This window comes from Paraburkholderia sp. J69-1, assembly GCF_905220255.1.
Classification (GTDB): Bacteria; Pseudomonadota; Gammaproteobacteria; order Burkholderiales; family Burkholderiaceae; genus Paraburkholderia.
On sequence record NZ_CAJMZG010000005.1, the window covers coordinates 159,713 to 176,812 of the forward strand.

General features: G+C 61.5%; 19 protein-coding genes. 12 read left to right on the forward strand and 7 right to left on the reverse strand.

Annotated features, from left to right (window positions below):
• The first annotated feature begins 375 nt into the window (after positions 1–375).
• Positions 376–657, forward strand: coding sequence for a hypothetical protein (locus U5A67_RS10930; RefSeq protein WP_205982026.1), 282 nt, complete (start codon positions 376–378; stop codon positions 655–657).
• Between the two features lie 205 nt (positions 658–862).
• On the opposite strand, the gene U5A67_RS10935 is transcribed toward U5A67_RS10930, so the two are convergent.
• From U5A67_RS10935 to U5A67_RS10940, 3 genes are all read right to left on the reverse strand, one after another.
• Positions 863–1,591, reverse strand: coding sequence for an OmpW/AlkL family protein (locus tag U5A67_RS10935; protein WP_321813998.1), 729 nt, complete (start codon positions 1,589–1,591; stop codon positions 863–865).
• A gap of 214 nt (positions 1,592–1,805) precedes the next feature.
• The gene (locus tag U5A67_RS40705; protein WP_415767808.1) at positions 1,806–2,111 is read right to left on the reverse strand and encodes a DUF2878 family protein; all 306 of its coding nucleotides are present in this window, start codon (positions 2,109–2,111) and stop codon (positions 1,806–1,808) included.
• A complete protein-coding gene (locus U5A67_RS10940; RefSeq protein WP_321813999.1) occupies positions 1,994–2,410 on the reverse strand; it encodes a DUF2878 domain-containing protein in 417 nt (138 codons plus the stop codon). The genes U5A67_RS40705 and U5A67_RS10940 overlap by 118 nt, the downstream gene beginning before the upstream one ends.
• A 332-nt stretch (positions 2,411–2,742) precedes the next feature.
• On the opposite strand from U5A67_RS10940, the gene U5A67_RS10945 reads away from it, so the two are divergent.
• The 5 genes from U5A67_RS10945 to U5A67_RS10965 all read left to right on the forward strand — a co-directional run bounded on the left by U5A67_RS10945 (position 2,743) and on the right by U5A67_RS10965 (position 6,069).
• The gene (locus tag U5A67_RS10945) at positions 2,743–3,234 is read left to right on the forward strand and encodes a chalcone isomerase family protein (RefSeq protein ID WP_321814212.1); all 492 of its coding nucleotides are present in this window, start codon (positions 2,743–2,745) and stop codon (positions 3,232–3,234) included.
• Between the two features lie 68 nt (positions 3,235–3,302).
• Positions 3,303–4,208: an alpha/beta hydrolase gene (locus tag U5A67_RS10950; protein WP_321814000.1), complete on the forward strand. Its 906-nt coding sequence runs from the start codon at positions 3,303–3,305 to the stop codon at positions 4,206–4,208.
• 108 nt (positions 4,209–4,316) lie between these two features.
• Entirely contained in the window at positions 4,317–4,571 is a 255-nt protein-coding gene (locus tag U5A67_RS10955; protein WP_321814001.1) for a hypothetical protein, read from the forward strand.
• Positions 4,572–4,693: 122 nt separating this feature from the next.
• On the forward strand, positions 4,694–5,386 hold the full coding sequence (locus U5A67_RS10960) for a hypothetical protein (RefSeq protein WP_321814002.1): 693 nt from the start codon (positions 4,694–4,696) through the stop codon (positions 5,384–5,386).
• Between the two features lie 50 nt (positions 5,387–5,436).
• On the forward strand, positions 5,437–6,069 hold the full coding sequence (locus U5A67_RS10965; protein WP_321814003.1) for a hypothetical protein: 633 nt from the start codon (positions 5,437–5,439) through the stop codon (positions 6,067–6,069).
• Between the two features lie 140 nt (positions 6,070–6,209).
• Here U5A67_RS10965 and U5A67_RS10970 read toward each other — a convergent pair whose 3' ends face one another.
• Positions 6,210–6,443, reverse strand: a complete 234-nt coding sequence (locus tag U5A67_RS10970) for a pentapeptide MXKDX repeat protein (RefSeq protein WP_321814004.1) — start codon at positions 6,441–6,443, stop codon at positions 6,210–6,212.
• A 237-nt stretch (positions 6,444–6,680) separates the two neighbouring features.
• Between U5A67_RS10970 and U5A67_RS10975 the strand changes: the two genes are divergently transcribed.
• Positions 6,681–7,394 (forward strand): DUF1223 domain-containing protein, encoded by a 714-nt coding sequence (locus U5A67_RS10975; RefSeq protein ID WP_321814005.1) that lies wholly within the window; start codon positions 6,681–6,683, stop codon positions 7,392–7,394.
• 187 nt (positions 7,395–7,581) lie between these two features.
• Here U5A67_RS10975 and U5A67_RS10980 read toward each other — a convergent pair whose 3' ends face one another.
• Positions 7,582–8,607, reverse strand: a complete 1,026-nt coding sequence (locus U5A67_RS10980) for a pentapeptide repeat-containing protein (RefSeq protein WP_321814006.1) — start codon at positions 8,605–8,607, stop codon at positions 7,582–7,584.
• Between the two features lie 517 nt (positions 8,608–9,124).
• On the opposite strand from U5A67_RS10980, the gene U5A67_RS10985 reads away from it, so the two are divergent.
• Both U5A67_RS10985 and U5A67_RS10990 read left to right on the forward strand, forming a co-directional pair.
• Complete coding sequence (locus U5A67_RS10985) at positions 9,125–9,727, forward strand: UbiX family flavin prenyltransferase (RefSeq protein WP_205982044.1); 603 nt, start codon at positions 9,125–9,127, stop codon at positions 9,725–9,727.
• 33 nt (positions 9,728–9,760) lie between these two features.
• A complete protein-coding gene (locus U5A67_RS10990) occupies positions 9,761–10,249 on the forward strand; it encodes a pyridoxamine 5'-phosphate oxidase family protein (RefSeq protein WP_321814007.1) in 489 nt (162 codons plus the stop codon).
• Here U5A67_RS10990 and U5A67_RS10995 read toward each other — a convergent pair.
• On the reverse strand, positions 10,241–11,062 hold the full coding sequence (locus tag U5A67_RS10995) for an IclR family transcriptional regulator (RefSeq protein WP_321814008.1): 822 nt from the start codon (positions 11,060–11,062) through the stop codon (positions 10,241–10,243). The two genes, U5A67_RS10990 and U5A67_RS10995, sit on opposite strands and share 9 nt — an antisense overlap.
• A gap of 172 nt (positions 11,063–11,234) precedes the next feature.
• On the opposite strand from U5A67_RS10995, the gene U5A67_RS11000 reads away from it, so the two are divergent.
• From U5A67_RS11000 to U5A67_RS11010, 3 genes are read left to right on the forward strand one after another with little or no spacing between them, the layout of a single operon-like run.
• Positions 11,235–12,737, forward strand: coding sequence for an MFS transporter (locus U5A67_RS11000; protein WP_321959692.1), 1,503 nt, complete (start codon positions 11,235–11,237; stop codon positions 12,735–12,737).
• A gap of 30 nt (positions 12,738–12,767) precedes the next feature.
• Positions 12,768–13,967, forward strand: coding sequence for an HlyD family secretion protein (locus U5A67_RS11005; protein WP_321814010.1), 1,200 nt, complete (start codon positions 12,768–12,770; stop codon positions 13,965–13,967).
• A gap of 2 nt (positions 13,968–13,969) precedes the next feature.
• Positions 13,970–15,445 carry an efflux transporter outer membrane subunit gene (locus U5A67_RS11010; RefSeq protein WP_321814011.1) on the forward strand — a complete coding sequence of 492 codons (1,476 nt, stop codon included), beginning with the start codon at positions 13,970–13,972 and terminating at the stop codon, positions 15,443–15,445.
• 126 nt (positions 15,446–15,571) lie between these two features.
• On the opposite strand, the gene U5A67_RS11015 is transcribed toward U5A67_RS11010, so the two are convergent.
• The gene (locus tag U5A67_RS11015; RefSeq protein ID WP_205982050.1) at positions 15,572–16,741 is read right to left on the reverse strand and encodes a porin; all 1,170 of its coding nucleotides are present in this window, start codon (positions 16,739–16,741) and stop codon (positions 15,572–15,574) included.
• Positions 16,742–17,100 lie beyond the last annotated feature (359 nt).

Sequence of the window (17,100 nt, forward strand, 5' to 3'; positions counted from 1 at the left end):
TTTCAACGCACTCTAGCTCTGCGCGCCGCGCTGCTTATCGCGTGACGAATTGAATGAGATTGAGGCGAATGAAAAAGCCGATGCAATTCGAATCAAAAACTCGACGAAAACGTTTGGCAGTTCTTGCACGCGCACGCCCCTATCCATACGAATAGGATGCAAAGTCCCCTCCATGGAAGTACTTTAGCTACGCGTCTGGATCAAGACGTGTCGTCAGGATAATTCAACATCGATGTTCTATAGCTATCCTGATGTTATGAATTCTCCTGAAATGCTTCTTTAGATATTCGAAAAATAATGAAGGTGTCCCCGCCTGATTCGGCTGCGACAGAGACGGGGAAATTTCAATGCAGCCACACGCAAAGGTGAAAAATAATGTCGACGTCATTGGTTGGCGGCTGGTCTGCTTTTAACTTCGAAATCACGTCTTCCGCACGAGAAGTGTTTCAGGAAGCGATCGGGCATCTGGTGGGCGTGAGCTATACGCCGTTTGCTTTCGCGACTCAGGTGGTGGCAGGGACGAACTATTCTTTCCTCTCGCAAGCCAAAACCGTCGTGCCGGAAGCCGGGCTGCGCGTGGTGCGCGTGCACATCTATCAACCGCTTCCGGGCAAGGGCGAACCGCATGTGACGCAGATCATCGCGATCGAGCCGTAATCGCCAGATCGAGTCTGTGACTTGATCCTGGATCGCAAAGATCATTCAGCGCGTGAAATAGCCGTACGATCTCTCGCTGCGTGATTCGTGTAGATCAGTCAATGCAACACACACGCTGCCCAGGCAGCGCGAGTGTTGCATTGTCCGTTTACGTTTTAGATTAAAAGGCATCACGACGCGCATTGAAAACGCCGCTAAATCAGGCTTAGAAGTGGTAGCCCACGGAGAGGTAGGTGATCAACGGGTCGACATGGATCTTCGAACGGCTGGTCACTGTGCCAACACTCGAGTGCGTTGTCAGTGTGGCGCGCGTCGAGAGCCACATGTACGAGACCGAAGCATTCAAAGACCAGTGTTCGTTGATGTTGTAGACGAGACCCGCATTAATCACTGGAGCAAATGAGCTACTAAGCTTCGCGGTCGTTGGGCCTTCGAGCGCCGACTGGTAGGTGGATGAGTAGAGGAAAGTGCCACTGGACATCGCTCCGCTCAGCTTCACACCGCTATACCAGACGTACGCGCCGCCCGCGCCTACATACGGCCGGAAACGACTCTTCGCATTAAAGAAATAATATTTCGCGAGTAGCGTCGGGCTCCATTCATACGCCTTGCCCAATTGGCCGATCCCCGACAGCGTACCGGTGCCCGTCAACTTCATGCGCGGCGGAATGCCAAATACACCCTCGACGGCAATGTGATCGGTGAAAAAGTACGTCGCTGTCAGGCCGAGGGTATCCGCGTCGCTTACATCCGCACTCGACCCGCTTGCCGTCGATGTTGTACCCAGTGCGCTGATGGAAAACGGCTGACTCGAAACCTGGGGTGCGAGATGAAACCACCCGACGTTTGCGACGAAATCGCCCGCGCTCTGCGCGAAAGTCGACGTACTTGAAATAAGCGCAGCGGTGGCTGCAAAGATGTGGCGCTTCAACATATGTCTCTCTTCTTTTGTAGTTAGTGCGCTGGCGATTTTATGCGCTAAGTTTTTCATGCAAAAGAAGTTCATCTGGTGGAGACACTCTGGAAATTTGAAAGGAATTTGACCGGGCTATACGCGAAATGCGCCAGTGATCGAGAGTCAGCTCGAGCTGGAATCGAAGCGCATCGAGCGGTTGCCGGCCGCAACCGCTCACTCGATAAGCCGCGTTCTACTGCTGGCGATCCAATGGGCTGGCCGGACCCGACATACCGTCCCAGCGCTCTGCCAGCCAAAGCGAGGCAGGCAATATGACCGACCACCCCAGCGCCAGCGCACAGAACGCGGCCATGGGTTGTGCGAAGTGCACAGCGCCCAGCGCCGCCCCCGCACGAAACGACAGCGGGCCGCCTGCAGCGCCTAGCAAGGCGGCGAGCCAGCGGCGCCTAGCAAGGCGGCGAGCCAGCGGCGCTCGCGCAGCCAGATAAAGACGATGTTCAGTTGCACGGCGAATAACATCCACAGTGCGGCTATCCATAAAGGCGCATGTACGAGGATCGACGGGCGGGCAGGATACACGAGCCAGCCCGTGCTGGCCAGCAGGCTATCCCACATCCATCCAGCCAACGTCACTACGACAACGACCCTGGCCTCGCTCCACGGGCGCGTCGCACGCAGCAGGTGCCAACCCGCGATTGCTGCGGCGCAGATCAGCCCCGGTAAAGCATTGGCGCGCGCGCCAGCCAACACGGTCACGAACCATGCGCCCTGGCACACCACGAAATACCAGATGGCAAGTCCCGTCGATGACCGGTTCTGCGACGGCAATGGTGGCATCGGCAAAGCCTCCTCTTCAAACGCACGTGCATGGCGTACAGCACTGACGAACACATCAAGCCTACCTCTGTTTGTCCAGCAGAATGGCCGCGCTCAAACGGCCTCGGCATCTGGCTGAATTTGTCTGCATCCATCTGTGCGTGTCGCACGTAAATAGCGAACACCCCTGCCTGGCCAAGAGGAGATGAGCCGCCATGTTCCCCGGAACCCGTTCAGCATTCGCAGCGGCACGAATCACCACGATGGACGGCGCGATATTTGCTGCTCGTACCGTTGCCGTCCACCGCGCAGGCACCCTGCGACTCCTATTCGCCCGGGCGGCCTTCGCCGCAATGATTGCCTGCATTACCGCCGCCGCGAGCGCGGGCTGTCGCGAAGATGTGCCGCAGGCGCATCTGATCGGGCAAGGTCCGTTCTGCATCTTCGGCTTTTGTCTTTATGACGCGCAACTCTGGGCGGCGCACCCGCCGCAGGCATTCGACGAGCCCTTCGCGCTGCTTTTGACCTATCGTCGGACGATAACAGCGCAAAGGCTGGTCGACGCGGGAATGGGCGAGATCGAGCGTCTCGCGCCGTCACCTTTGCCCGCGGCCACACTCGTCGGGTGGCGCAAGGAGATGGCACGCGCCTTCAAGAATGTCGCGCCAGGCGACGAGTTATGTGGCGTCTTCCTGCCTGGTCGCGGCGCACGCTTCTACGCCAATGGCCTGCTCACCACTGAAGTGGACGATCCGTCCTTTGCGCAGGCGTTCTTTCGCATCTGGCTCGACCCCGACACGCGCGCTGTCCGCTTGCGGAAAAACCTTCTGGGCCTGAGCCAATAGGGCGCATGCCATGGTCCTTACGGTCCACTTCAACAACTTCCAACAGCTTCACGCGAGGGGTTGCAGGTATGAAGATTTGTCTCGCGAGTCTGACTGCCTGTGCAGCCGTCGCCGCATCGTCGGTCATGTGGGCCGCCCTTCATCCGGTCGTGCTACTCAACGCCATGGTGCCGCGTGCCGACTACAACAGGTTTATCGGCATGCCGTACGGACAAGACGCGCGTCAGCGCATCGACGTCTACCAACCCCGTGCGGATCGACCAGGGTCAATTCAAAACGCCCATCGCGCAATCGTTGTGTTTTTCTATGGCGGTAGCTGGCAAGGCGGCAACCGCAAGGATTACCGCTTCGTCGGCGAAGCCCTTGCATCGCGGGGTTTTGTGGTGGCGATTCCCGATTACCGGGTCTATCCGCAGGTCGTGTTTCCCGGCTTTATGCACGACGCCGCCGAGGCTGTCCGCTGGGCAAGCGATCACGCCGCGATGTACGGCGCCGATCCCGCGCGAATTTTCTTGATGGGGCATTCCGCCGGTGCGCAAATCGCCCTGCTTCTGGCCACCGACCGGTCGTGGCTCGCGCAAGCAGGTGTTTCACCCCACGCTTTAGCGGGGGCAATCGGGCTGGCTGGCCCCTATGATTTCCTGCCACTGACCGACCCAACGCTCATGCGCGTTTTCCCGCTCACAGTGCGCGCCGCCAGTCAGCCGATCCGTTTCATCGAGGGCGGCGAGCCGCCTGTCTTTCTCGCCGCTGGCTTACGAGACACCTCGGTCGATCCCGTGAATACCGCGCGTATGGCCAAAAAACTGCGCGAACAGGGTGACCTAGTGGAAGTGCACGAATATGCGACGCTATCGCACGAAATGACGATAGGCATGCTCGCCGCGCCCTTGCGGGCACTCGCGCCTGTTATCCCAATCGCACCGATACTCGACGACATCACCGCATTTATTCACCGTCATCCGTATCGATAGTGGCTCAATTCGCGCCGGCACTTAAAAAACATGCATCCGGCAAACCGTCTCTAACGTAACTCCGGTATTGCGCCGCCATTCAGGTGGAGCCTCACTAGGAGCCAGTCGATGAAAACGCTGATGACGATGGTTGCAGCCCTCGTAGCCATGACGTGCGGCTTACTTCCTCATGCCGGACACGCCGCAGGCAACGCCCATAGTGCAGCAACGGCAGGCATGACCTGGCACGGCGACCCGATATCCGGTCCAACGAGCCCGCTACCCCAAACGCAGCAAGCCCAGCTTGAAGCGAAAAATCAGACAACTGGCATGCCTGCCGATCCGTCGACGATGCAAACGGCACCGGCCAAAAACGGTCAATAAACGCCCGCGATGCTCGCATCCAATTTAGTTCGGATTACGTATAAACGTTTGCCATCCCGCTGAGGTCTTTATCGCCCCGCGTCGGGAAACAGCGTTGCGATGGCCTTGTCAGGAGACAGTTCATGAAACGTTCTATTGGCATCGCGATTGCTGTGGCAACGCTCGCCTCGCTCAGTGCCTGTGGCGGCGGTAATGACGTGACGGCGACGCGAGTGGTCCAACACCCGGAAAATCAGGCGATATGGTCCGCGCTTGGTGGAGATTCGGCGGCTCCGGCAGCCGTGTCTGGCATCGTCAGCGCCGCGGCCACCGGGCTTCTGGCCGATCCTGTCGAGGCCCCTTACTTCGCGGCGGTCTCCGGCAACACCACTCACAGCAGTGCTGCCCATGACACGCCCGCCAGACTCGAAGCCTGTCTGACGTTGCAGTTCGAATCGCTGCTCGGCGGCCCTTACACCTATCCCGGCCCGGTCAAGGTTGCCGGCGATACCGACACCCAACCCGAGATGTGCCAGGACATGACGACCGCTCATAACGATGTCGGCGCGCCTGGCTGCGTATTCGATCAGTTCATGGTGGATCTGGTGGCAACGCTGCAAAGCAAACTTCCAGCAGCGGACTTTGCCGCATTGACCTCGACGACCAATGGAACGTACGCGCTCACCGAGAAAAATTCGGCCGGCATCCCGGTGGGCACCCAATTCCAGTACAGCGCGGTGCCGATCTTGTTCAACCTGCGTAGCACCATCATCAATGCGACGCCAGGCGGCCCGGTCTATCTGTCTCCGACGGTTGCAACGTCATGTTCCAGCTAGGCACTGCGCGCACGAAGCGCCTCATTACCGGGATCGCTGCAGCGACTTGCATGAGCGTCGCTGCCATTGGCTGGATGCACACGTCACAGGGTCGCGAGGTTCTGGCGAAGCTGGGTATCGCATGTCCGGTCAATAGCATCGATCCTCATTTTGTGCTCGCGATTCAGCAGACTGCCATCTCGCGTGAACGAGGTGCAATTGTGGCGCCCGAGCGACCGGCATTTGGATTGCTGCTTGACCGCAGTACTGAGGCCCAAGTAGCCGACAAGATGGCCCACGAAAACGTCCGTTGCGATGAACTTTCACGTGGGCTGCGCTACCTGCGATGCCGTGGCGTGCCTGCGCAACTCCTCGGCACGAACGGGCCGCCCGTGAGCGAAATATGGTTTAGCTTTGGACCGGCGCACACACTGATGGCGATCAATCTGTACCGCCGTGACATGACCGAAACCGAGGCTCGGCAGAGCTGGAATATCGCCGTGGAAAACCTCAGGCATGCACTCGGATTTCCAACATCGACGTCTGGCGACACAACCCTGACGTCGTTGATGGAAAAACCCGTTGCGGTCGCGCGGGTGAACTATGCCTATTCGGACTACGTGGCGACAGTGACTGCGTCTCACATGCCCTACGGCGGGCTGGCAGTGCGTGAGCAATACATGTCGGCCAGGACGGCAGAATAAAACCCACACTGAATTCTGCGGTTCCTGTTCCTCCGTGAGGAAGCGACGGACGCTATGCCCGCTCCGTCGCTTTCGCCCTCTTTCGCTCCACTGGTGGATGGCAGCTTGCCCGCCCTCAGCGCTCGCCTCGTATGCGCTGGCTATTGCGACATCGAGCCAGACGCCGCGTGATCCATACCCATCGCATCGTGCTTCTTCATCTTGCTGCTTTTCTTCATCGAATCGTGCGACATGCTCTTCTTGCTCATCGTGTCGTGCGACATGGCATCCTTGCCCATCGTGTCGTTGGACATCGTGCCGCTTGCCTGCGCAAACGCTGCCGATGCGCCCATTGCCAGTGCCGCTGCGAGTACGGTCGTGATGATGCGCTTCATTGCTGATCTCCTTGGTGGGTGAAACGGGCATCCGTGCTAGCCCTGATGAACCGATGAACCCAATCGCCGCCCGAGTAGTGATTGGTCGACATGACGATCGGATAAACCTAGTTCGCTGTGGCGAGCGCAAGGGTTACAGTGTTTTGAAATTTTTTTCGGCGTAACGCGGGGCATTGGGTGTAACCGTTTCAGTCGGGCGAGCGAATTAGCTATACCGACGTTTTCTGGAGTCACTCCATGCTGGCCCGCTTTCTCATTGCGCTCTGTGCTGCAAACGTCCTCGTATCGCCGGCGTTCGCCGCCGCTCCGCGGCCGGTTGTCGTCGAGCTGTTCACATCGCAGGGCTGTTCATCGTGTCCGCCCGCCGATCTCTTTCTATCGGATCTGAGCAACACGCGCCCGGACGTTCTGCCGCTGGCCTTCCATGTCACTTACTGGAATCAGCTCGGCTGGAAAGACCCCTTTTCTTTCGGCGATGCGGATGCACGTCAGGCCCGGTACGCGCAACATTTTCGTGACTTTGAATACACGCCGGAAATGGTCATCGATGGCAAGGTCGAGGTCGTGGGCTCGAATCGCGTCGCGGCCAGTTCGGCCATTGATCAGGCAACGCGCAACGTCGAATCAGCCGCTGCAGTGAACGCAAAGCGTGCAGGCGGACGCGTGTCGGTAACCATCGGAGCGGGCAACGGACGTGCGCGTGTCGTGCTGGTGGGTTATGACACGCGACGCGTCACCCCGGTCGGACGCGGAGAAAATGCCGGGCGCACGCTCACCGAGTCAAACATCGTCCGTGAATTCACATCGATTGGCCAGTGGACAGGCGCGGCGCAAACGTTGAACGCGACCAGTGTCGCGGGTGAGCATCTGGCCGTGCTGCTCGAAGCGAGCGACGGTGCGATTGTAGGCGCCACGCGTGTGGCGGATGTGCCCGATGCGCCCTCCAGATAGACGTTCGTTCGCTTAGAGAGCCGATCGCTCGGTGCAGAACCTGCTGCGACAGGATGCGCTCCAGCGGAGCGTTGCCCGTCATCAACGTATAGCCCGCGCCGAACGACAACCGGTTAGCAGTCGAGACGGTTAGACAGTAAACTTGCCGTACGTGGCCGCCGTACTTGCGACGGGCCGCCCGTCGGAATCAGCCCTGATCGGCAGAGTTGTAACTCCAGATCACAAGCCCCCAGTTAGTCGACTTGATGTCGGGAAACGTCTCCCCCGCCTTAAAATAGCGCCGCCCCTGTTCGCTCCCGAGTGCCGGGCTAACCCACCATCCGCTCTGCGGTACCACGTCGCCGGGCTTGCCCTTCAATTTCAACGAGGCGACCGGCTGGGCGGGCGCGCTCGAACCGAGCACAACGGGACACCATTCGACGGCATGCTGGTTCCCCGTACTGCACGCGGCTACTGCTCGGCGGGCCTCCGGCGTATCGTCGAACCGCGTCCGGTATGTCGTCTCACCCTGCAGCACATCACCGAATGTCCCGCCGAGAAAGCGCACCCCCGTCAAATCCGCGCCCCTGAAGTCGACTCCGCTCAAATCGCAATTCTCGAAGGTGGCATCGATCAGCCGGGCGCCATCGAACCGGGTTGCCCTCAGTTGGCACTCGACAAAACGGGCCGCCACGAAGTCACAGCGCACCATCGTGTTCCATCTCCAGTCGCTCCGCTCGGTCAGCACACCCGAAAAATTGCACGCTGCTATTTCCGACGAATTCAGGCTTCCGTCGGACAGCGTTGCACCGGAAAAATCGACGTTGTTCAGCTTGGCATAATCGATGAACGATTTTCGGAACCGCGCGTGGCGAAAATCGGTGCCGTCTCCGTAGACTGGAAGCATCTGTGCCAGATAGAACTCGCATCCCCTGAAAGATGCGCCATCAAGGATTGCGTACTGAAACCCGACCTCATCGAACTGCGTTGCGTCGAACACCCCAAAACCGAGATGGCTGCCGGCCAGTTCCAGGGTTTTGAGCTTTCCGCCTCGCAGCTCCGCGCCGCGTAGGTCGAGCGTCGGTGATCCATTCACAGGATGGGTCAGGGAGTCGCACAAGGGCACCCATGCGTCGTCAGGCGACGCGTCTTTGATCGCGTCGAGCATGTTCTTATACTTCCCGGCCCTCCATCGATCGCGCAATTCCCACACGTCGGCGTCGTTCATCTGCATGCGATTTCTCCGAACATATCTGTGATTACCTCGGCAGCTCACGCGCCCTCAATTTCCCTCTGATCATCACCACTTCGTACACTGGCGTTCAGGGAGCGTACGAGCGTTCCGTTGGAACGGCTGCACCGATCCTCTAACCGCCGTTTCTCATCTCAGTTATCGGCTCGCTTTTCTCCGCCGACCTGTATGAGCGTAATCCGCGCATTCTCCACCTGATTTGACCACCAGTTCCCCCTACCGAGCGCGGTCGCGTCGGCGACTATAAGCAAGGAACCTCCCGGCGATCCTACCGGGCAGCAAACACGAAAAAACCTCCGCTCCCTCCCCAACAACACCCCCACCCACCAGCTCAATCCCTGCCAATACATAAGATAAAACTTATCAAAATTACACGTTCAAGTGTATCGATCTTCTTCAACCCGACGCGCATACTCTCCATATCGTCGAACGCCTTCCCGCCTCGCTTGCGGACCGGAACGCGCTGCGCACATTCAACCGCACACTGGAGTCACACATCATGCAAAAGCCACGAGTCGTAGTCGGAATCAGCGGCGCCACGGGATTCATGTACGGCGTCAAGGTGCTGCAGCTTCTGCGCGAACTGGGCGCGGAATCGCACCTCGTCATGTCGAAGGCAGCTGGCCTCACGCGCGAACACGAAACCACGCTTGCGCGCCAGGACGTAATCGATATGGCCGATGTGTTCTATCCCACCGGCGCCGTCGGCGCGGCGATTTCGAGCGGTTCGTTCCGCACCGCCGGCATGATCGTCGCGCCCTGCTCGATGAACACTCTCGCCTGCATTGCGAACGGCGTGACCGAAAATCTCGTCACGCGCGCCGCCGACGTCACGCTCAAGGAGCGTCGCCGTCTCGTGCTGATGGTGCGCGAAACACCGCTGCATCTGGGGCAGATCCGCAATATGGCGGCCGTGACGGAATATGGCGCGATCGTATTTCCGCCGGTGCCGGCGCTCTACGCGGGCCCGCAGACTGTCGACGCCATCATCACCCACAGCGCGGCGCGCGCGGTCGGCATGCTCGGCTTCGAATCGCAGGCGCAGCCGCGTTGGGGCGAGACGGTGGCGGCGCTGTCGGCTGAAGAAGAATTGCAGTGGTAATCGGCGCTTTCAAGCGCATCGGGAATTGAATCCATGAACACCTTGCCCGCCGATATCGCCGATTTCCTGCACACGCATCACGTGCTCTCGCTCGCCGTCTGCAGCCAGGACGTGCCGTGGGCGGCCAACGCCTTCTTCGCCTTCGACAAGGCCACGGCGAGCCTCGCGATCCTCGGTCATCTGGAGACGCAGCACGCGCGCATGCTGCTGGCGAATTGCCATGTGGCCGGCACGATCGCGGGCCAGCCGTCCACGCTCAGCGAGATCACCGGCATGCAGTTTTACGGCCTCGCACGCGTGGTCGATGACGAAGCCGAACGGCGCACGGGCCTGAAGCTCTACCACACGCGCTTTCCGTTTGCGACCGGCATGCCCGCACCGCTCTGGCGCATTCATCTGCTGCGCCTGAAGCTCACCGACAACCGCACGACCTTCGGCAGCAAGACCACGTGGGAGCGCCACAGCAAGACCACGTGGGAGCGCCACACGGAGAACGCCGGCGCCACTTCTGTCTCAGGCTGACGCGCCCGAGATACGCCGCGTCAGCAGTCGCGCACTGTCCGCCAGCGCAAGCGCGATCGCCGCGCACTCAGAAGCAAATCGCGCTGATGGCAACGTCACCACGATCGAGTACGGCTTGCCGCCCATTTCCAGCGCGATAGCCAGCGCCGAAATCCCGTCGAACGGTTCGTCCTCTTCGATCGCGTAGCCGTCGAGACGCGCCTGCGCGAGTTCTGCGTCCAGCGCCCCACGATCGACGCTCGGATTCGATCCCCCGCACGCACACGCGGCGGCGATCTGCGCTTCACGCGCGCTGTCGGCCAAGATCGCGAGCATCGCCTTGCCGGGCGCGCTGGTGAACAGATCGACTTCGAGCACTTTCGGCAGCACGACGCGCAGCGGGCGCGGCGAACTGAGCGTTTCGAGCACAATCACGCGGCCGTCGGCGAGCGTGGTGAGCACGACCGATTCGTCGAGTTCGGCGAGCAGGCGGCTCATTTCGCTGCGGAACGCTTCGACCGGATCGGCGTCGAGACCGCGCGCGAGCACGCCCATTGTCGGGCCGAGGCAGAAGCCGCCCGAAGCCGCGGGCGCGACCATGCCTTCGTCTTCGAGCGCGCCGACGATGCGCTGCACCGTCGAGCGCGGCAACGCCACGCGCGCGGCGATGGCGCCCAGGCTCAGGCCGTTGTGGCCTTGTTCGGCCAGCACGCGCAGCACGCCCACGGCGCGCCGGATGACCTGAATGCCCGAGCGCGCGTCGTCGCCGCGCTCATCGTGGGATGCGTTCGCGGGATCTGCGGGAGGGACTACCGCTGCGTTTTTCTTGACCATGTTTCCACCGGGGTGTCAGCGCACCCAGTAACCATATTGTGATACATTGCACCGCATTGCGGTTATATGCATTATCAACGCGAGGCGTTGCAGCGCCAACGCGTGTTGTTAGAAGGAAATGATTTTGGACAAAAAACCCTTGATTGGGCTTGGCGGCGTCATCGTGGCAGCAATGTCCGCCGAATTCAATGATCAGGTGGGCTCGGCAGCGATGATCGATGTGCGCGGTGCGCTCGGCATCGGCCACGATCCGGGGATCTGGATCGAGAGCCTGTACCTCTCGGGCATGGTGATCGGCATGGCGCTTTCGCCGTGCTGGTCGGCGGCGGTCTCGCTCAAGCGCATGGTGCTGTTCGCCATCGCTCTGAACTGCGTGGCAACCGCCCTACTGCCACTCGCGCCCAACGAAACCTGCTTCTTCGCGCTGCGCGCCGTAGAAGGTTTCGCCCACGGCCTCACCATCCCGTTGCTGATGACGACGGCGCTCAAGTACCTCACGCCAAACATCCGCCTTTGGGGGCTCGCGTGCTACGCGCTCACGGCGACGTTCTTTCCGAACCTGAGCGCGGCGGTTTCCGCGTTGTGGACGGACGTGGTCGGCTGGCAGTTCGTGTTCTTCGAGGCAATTCCGCTGTGCACGATCGCCGCGCTGTGCGTGTGGTACGGCATGCCGCAAGACCCGCCGCATTACGAGCGCCTGCGCCACTATGACTGGCCCGGGACGCTGCTCGCGGTGGTGGGATTGTGTGCGCTCACAACGATGCTCCAGCACGGCAGCCGCCTTGACTGGTTCCAGTCGAAGTTCATCTGCACGCTCGCGCTCATCAGTGTAATTGCGCTGCCGCTGCTAATCGTCAACGAGTGCCGCCAGACGATTCCGCTGTTCCGCCCACAGCTGCTCAAGCGCCGCAACTTCGCCTATGGCGTGTTCACGCTCTTTTGCTTCGTGATGGTGGCGATGTCGAGTTCGACCGTACCGTCCGAATATCTCGCCGATGTGCAGGGCTTTCGCCCGCTGCAGATCTGGACCGTGATGGCGTTGGTGGCCGCGCTGCAACTGGTCTTCCTGCCACTTGCCGTCAAGCTGCTCGACACCGAATGGATCGACGCACGCTGGGTCAATGGCATGGGCCTGATCTGCCTGATTGCTGCGTGCATCGGTTCGAGCCAGCTAGATTCCACCTGGAGCCGCGAACAGTTCTATCTGTGGCAGGCAGTGTCCGGCTTCGGCCAGGCGTGCGTGGTGCTTTCGCTGCTGATGATGGCGACCAACGCGCTCGCGCCGCAGGACGGCCCGATCGCCTCGTCGCTGGTCAACATGCCGCGCGGTTTGAGCGAGGTGATCGGCGCCTGCCTGCTTGAGTTGATGGCGCGTTTTCGCGGCCAGTTGCATGACACGCGTCTGCTGGAAAGCGCGGGCACGCACCGCTTTTCGACCTTGCAGGCCGCAGGCGGACTGGATGCGCAGCATCTGCCGCCGCTGCTCGCCGATGGTGCGCAACGCAGCGCGGGCAGTCTCGCGAGCTTTGCACACGCCATCGACGTTCAACGCGCCGTGATGGTCATCAGCGACGACTATCTGCTGCTCGCGGGTGTGGCCACGATCATCTTCGTGGTGCTGCTGGTGTTGCCGCAACGCACGTGGCCACCGCGCATCGCGCTTCAGAAAAAGTAACGAAAGAATCAAACGGCATCGGATTTACCCATGAACAACATGACCCAACCTCCCGCAGCCGCGGCCAAGCCCGCCGCCCCCCTGGACACGCCGCCGAAGAAAAGCCGCGTGCCGCTCGTGATCGGCATCGCCGTCGTGGCGCTCTTTGCCGGTGTGGCCGGCTGGAAGATCTACGCGCCCAGCGCCGACGTCTGGACCGACGATGCGCGCATCACCGCGCACTACACCACGATCGCGCCGCGCGTGGCGGGCCAGATCGCCAGCGTGAACGTCGAGGATAACCAGACCGTGCATGCGGGCCAGTTGCTCGCGACGCTGGACGACCGCGACTATCGCACCGCCGTGGAGCGCGCGCAGTCCCAACTCGATCGCGACCGGGCGCAGGTGGATGACGCGTCGGCGTCGGTGGCACGTCAGCCCGATGTGATCGCGCAGAACAGCGCGCAGGTCCAGCAGATCGAGGCGCGACTCGCGCTCGCGCAGTCCAACGCCACGCGTTACCGCAATCTCGCAGCCTTCGGCTCTGGCTCGAAACAGGACACCGAAGCCGCCGATGCCACTTTGCGCGAACAGACCGCGCAACTCGCGCAGGCACGCGCTGCCGTGAGCGCGGCGCAGCATCAACTGGATCTGCTCAAAGCGCAGCACGAGGCGGCCATCGACACCGTACATGCCGACGAAGCCGCGCTCGCACAGGCGCAGTTGAACCTCAGCTACACGCGCATCGTCGCGCCAATGGACGGCGTAGTGGGCGAACGCGCCGTCGAGCCCGGCAATTACGTGAGTCCGGGCGCCGCGCTGATGGCGCTCGTGCCCGCGAAGGGCATGTATGTGGAAGCGCAGTATCGCGAAGTGGCGCTCAAGCATATGCAGCCAGGCCAGCATGTACGCGTGCATGTGGATGCCTACGATATCGACCTGAATGGCGTGGTGGACAGCGTGCCGCCTTCGACGGGCGCGGAATTCGCACCGATCGCCCCCGATAACGCCACCGGCAACTTCACGAAGATCGTGCAGCGCCTGCCGGTGAAGATCGTGTTCGCGCCGGATCAGCCGAAGGCCGCGCTGCTGCGCCTGGGGATGTCGGTAGAGACGACGGTGGAAACGGATTACGCCAACGTAGTGGGCACGGTGCATGACACCTATCATGCCGACTCACACGCCGATTCGCACGATGCCAATGGCGAACAGATGACTTCGCGCGCCTCGCATCCCACGGACGGAGCGTGAACATGGCTATTCGCAATCCTAAGTATAAGCGACATCAAGCCGCTACGGTTGCGCGCACGCTGGGCACGCTCAGTGTGGTCGGCGCGCTGCTGGCGGGCTGCACGGTTGGGCCGCGCTTCGAGCGCCCGAACCCGCCCACGCCGTCGGTCTGGCACGTCACGCCGGGCGATGGCACGAGCGACGTGACCACCGCCGCCATCGACGAAACCTGGTGGACGCATTTCCAGGACCCCGAACTCGACAGCCTCGTGCAGCGTCTCGTGCGCCAGAATCTCGATCTGGCCAGCGCAAGCGAGCGCGTGATCGAAGCGCAGGCGGCGCGCAAGGTGACGGCTTCGGCGGGCATGCCTAATGTGGGCGCATCTGCTTCGCAGTCGCACGAGCGCATCAGTGCGACGGGCACGTCGACCCTGGTGACGCATCCGGCGGGCGCGCCGCTCGAATACAACGACTGGAGCGGTGGGCTTTCCGCGTCGTGGGAACTCGATCTGTTCGGCCGCGTGCGCCGCGCCGTCGAAGCCGCGGACGCCGGCAGCGCCGCCGCCGACGAAGCGCGCCGCGGCGTGGCGCTGGACGCGCTAGCCGAACTCGCCGACAACTATATGACACTGCGCGGCGCCCAGGCGCGCGAGGCCATCGTGCAGCACAATCTGGACACCGCCACGCACTCGCTCGCGCTGGTTGAAAACCAGTACGCTAACGGCATCGGCAATACGCTCGACGTGGCCCGCGCCAAAGCCACGCGCGAATCGATCGCCGCGCTCCTGCCCGATCTCCAGACCACCGAGCAGCAGAGCATCAACGCAATCAGCTTGTTGCTCGCGCAACCACCGCGCGCGCTGCAAGGCGAGCTTGCGCCGGTGAAGGATATGCCGCTACTACCCCCGAGCGTGCCCGCAGGACTGCCATCCGCGCTGTTGCGCCGACGCCCCGATATCCGCGAAGCCGAAGCGCGCCTGCATCAGGCAACGGCGCAAACCGGCGTGGCAGTGGCCTCGTTCTATCCCGATGTGAGTCTCACGGGCAGCGTCGGCACCGAAGGCCTGAGCTTCGGCAATCTGTTCGCGCTGCCCAGCCGCGCGTTTTCAATCGGGCCGTCCGTCGACATTCCGATCTTCGAAGGCGGCCGTCTCCACGGCATGCTCAAGCTGCGCCGCGCCCAGCAGCGCGAAGCCGCGATTGCGTATCAGAAGACCGTATTGCAGGCCTGGCGCGACGTGGATAACGCGATGACCGCCTATGGCAACACCCAGCGCCGTCGCAACGACCTCGCGCAGGCGGTCGATCACGATCGCACGGCGCTCGCCGCTGCCACGCAGCGTTATCAGCAAGGTAGTTCGAGTTATCTGGAAGTGGATAGCGCGCAGAGTGCGCTGCTCACGGGCGAAGACCATCTGGTCCAGGCCGATATGGCGCTGCGCCAGCAGCTTGTTGCGCTCTATAAGGCGCTGGGTGGCGGCTGGTCCGTCGTGGGTTAACGCCGCATGATAGCTTTCACAGTTTCACACCCCCAGGTGTGATGGCCGAGGCACATGCCTCGTTGGATGGCCCTGGCGCTGGAACCCGCCAGGGCCTTTTTTTGCCTGAAGCCTTGCGTTACGCCATCAGAAGCGATGCATGATGCCGACGCGATACACCATCTGGTTCACGCCCGACGACGCCCCTGCCGAAGCATCGACGATCTGCGCTTCGTCGAAGTCCGTGCCCGTGTGCGCACTGACGACATGCTGCCATGCGCCCTGAACATAGAGCGAAGTGCGCTTGCTCAGATCGTAGTCGAGCATCATGCTGATCTGGTGCCACTTGGGCACGTAGCTGCCCGCCGTCGACGAAAGGTGCGCCATCGTGAAGGTGTAGGTCGATCCCAGCCAGAGCGTCGGCGTGAAGAAGTACTGCGCGTTCACTTCGAAGTTGTCGAACTTCCACGAGTTCCAGCTTGCGCCGTTTGCGAGGCTGGTGTTTTCGAGCCACACGTTGCTGGTCGGATCATAGACATCGACATGCGACCACGCGGCGGCCACCGCCACCTTCGGGAAGCGATAGCTCGCGGAAAGGCCGATGGTCTGCTGCGAAGCGCCGTCGAACAGATCGCCGGAGGTGATCGCGCCGCTCGTCGTCAAGCCCGGGTTGTTCATCTTCAGGTACGAAGCCGCCGCCGCGAAGTTGCCGTTCTGATAGTTCAGCGTCGCGCCCCACATACGATTGTTGGCGAAGCCGCCCGCCTCGTTGCTGAAGCCGTACATGGCTTCGCCGGTGAGGCCGCGATACGTCGGCGTGACGTATTTGATCGCGTTGTTGACGCGGAAATCCCAGTCCGCGTTATCGCTGTCGAACGGGTGCGTGGCGATATCGCCGGCCCAGTTGCCGGCTGCGGTCAGGCTCGCGAAGCCGTAATCGTCGACGCTCGTGTCGTACTGGCGGCCCAGCGTGATCGTGCCGTAGCGGTCCGACGACAGGCCCACATATGCCTGGCGTCCGAACATGCTGGAGTCCTGGCCAAGCTTGCCGGTGTTGATATTGAAGCCGTTTTCCAGTTTGAAGATCGCCTTGTAGCCGCCACCCAGATCTTCGCTGCCCTTGAGGCCCCAACGGCTGCCCGCCGTGTCGCCGCTGGCCATCGTCCACGCCGAATGGCCACCGGCATTGCTGGTGAAATTCAGGCCTTCATCGATCAAGCCATACAGCGTGACGCTGCTTTGCGCGTGTGCGGCGACGGAGAGGAGGAAAAGCGGCGTCATGGCCGCTACCGACATTGCGGTCTTTTTGATCTTCATCGATACCCTTCAGATACGTTCTGGATTAATTAGAGCGTTTCACCGCTGCGCCGTCGTCGCGGCCTTGCACGGTTCTGCCGGCCGTTCACGCCGAAGCAGAGAGGGCAGTCTAGGTTTAATCAAAAGTCGCTAGAAATCAGGGGCTGAAATTCTCAATTCAAGAAATCGAAACTGACGCGCTCGCAGCGGCGCAGCGCGCGTGTATGGGCGCGTATGGGCATTTCGCGTTGTTTTTCCGGCGATGAGCGGCATGCCGACTGTTGGCGATTCGCCGAAGGCGTCCTTGACCGCAGGACGGTGATATGCATACCCAGCGTGCATCGGGCGCGCAGTCGGCAGCCGCCTCGCGCGAATTTTGG

Excerpts from the sequence above, each read along its gene's own strand:
- U5A67_RS10930 (WP_205982026.1), top strand. The coding sequence starts at position 376 with ATGTCGACGTCATTGGTTGGCGGCTGGTCTGCTTTTAACTTCGAAATC.
- U5A67_RS10935 (WP_321813998.1), bottom strand. The coding sequence starts at position 1,591 with ATGTTGAAGCGCCACATCTTTGCAGCCACCGCTGCGCTTATTTCAAGT.
- U5A67_RS40705 (WP_415767808.1), bottom strand. The coding sequence starts at position 2,111 with ATGGATAGCCGCACTGTGGATGTTATTCGCCGTGCAACTGAACATCGT.
- U5A67_RS10940 (WP_321813999.1), bottom strand. The coding sequence starts at position 2,410 with ATGCCACCATTGCCGTCGCAGAACCGGTCATCGACGGGACTTGCCATC.
- U5A67_RS10945 (WP_321814212.1), top strand. The coding sequence starts at position 2,743 with ATGATTGCCTGCATTACCGCCGCCGCGAGCGCGGGCTGTCGCGAAGAT.
- U5A67_RS10950 (WP_321814000.1), top strand. The coding sequence starts at position 3,303 with ATGAAGATTTGTCTCGCGAGTCTGACTGCCTGTGCAGCCGTCGCCGCA.
- U5A67_RS10955 (WP_321814001.1), top strand. The coding sequence starts at position 4,317 with ATGAAAACGCTGATGACGATGGTTGCAGCCCTCGTAGCCATGACGTGC.
- U5A67_RS10960 (WP_321814002.1), top strand. The coding sequence starts at position 4,694 with ATGAAACGTTCTATTGGCATCGCGATTGCTGTGGCAACGCTCGCCTCG.
- U5A67_RS10965 (WP_321814003.1), top strand. The coding sequence starts at position 5,437 with ATGAGCGTCGCTGCCATTGGCTGGATGCACACGTCACAGGGTCGCGAG.
- U5A67_RS10970 (WP_321814004.1), bottom strand. The coding sequence starts at position 6,443 with ATGAAGCGCATCATCACGACCGTACTCGCAGCGGCACTGGCAATGGGC.
- U5A67_RS10975 (WP_321814005.1), top strand. The coding sequence starts at position 6,681 with ATGCTGGCCCGCTTTCTCATTGCGCTCTGTGCTGCAAACGTCCTCGTA.
- U5A67_RS10980 (WP_321814006.1), bottom strand. The coding sequence starts at position 8,607 with ATGCAGATGAACGACGCCGACGTGTGGGAATTGCGCGATCGATGGAGG.
- U5A67_RS10985 (WP_205982044.1), top strand. The coding sequence starts at position 9,125 with ATGCAAAAGCCACGAGTCGTAGTCGGAATCAGCGGCGCCACGGGATTC.
- U5A67_RS10990 (WP_321814007.1), top strand. The coding sequence starts at position 9,761 with ATGAACACCTTGCCCGCCGATATCGCCGATTTCCTGCACACGCATCAC.
- U5A67_RS10995 (WP_321814008.1), bottom strand. The coding sequence starts at position 11,062 with ATGGTCAAGAAAAACGCAGCGGTAGTCCCTCCCGCAGATCCCGCGAAC.
- U5A67_RS11000 (WP_321959692.1), top strand. The coding sequence starts at position 11,235 with ATGTCCGCCGAATTCAATGATCAGGTGGGCTCGGCAGCGATGATCGAT.
- U5A67_RS11005 (WP_321814010.1), top strand. The coding sequence starts at position 12,768 with ATGAACAACATGACCCAACCTCCCGCAGCCGCGGCCAAGCCCGCCGCC.
- U5A67_RS11010 (WP_321814011.1), top strand. The coding sequence starts at position 13,970 with ATGGCTATTCGCAATCCTAAGTATAAGCGACATCAAGCCGCTACGGTT.
- U5A67_RS11015 (WP_205982050.1), bottom strand. The coding sequence starts at position 16,741 with ATGAAGATCAAAAAGACCGCAATGTCGGTAGCGGCCATGACGCCGCTT.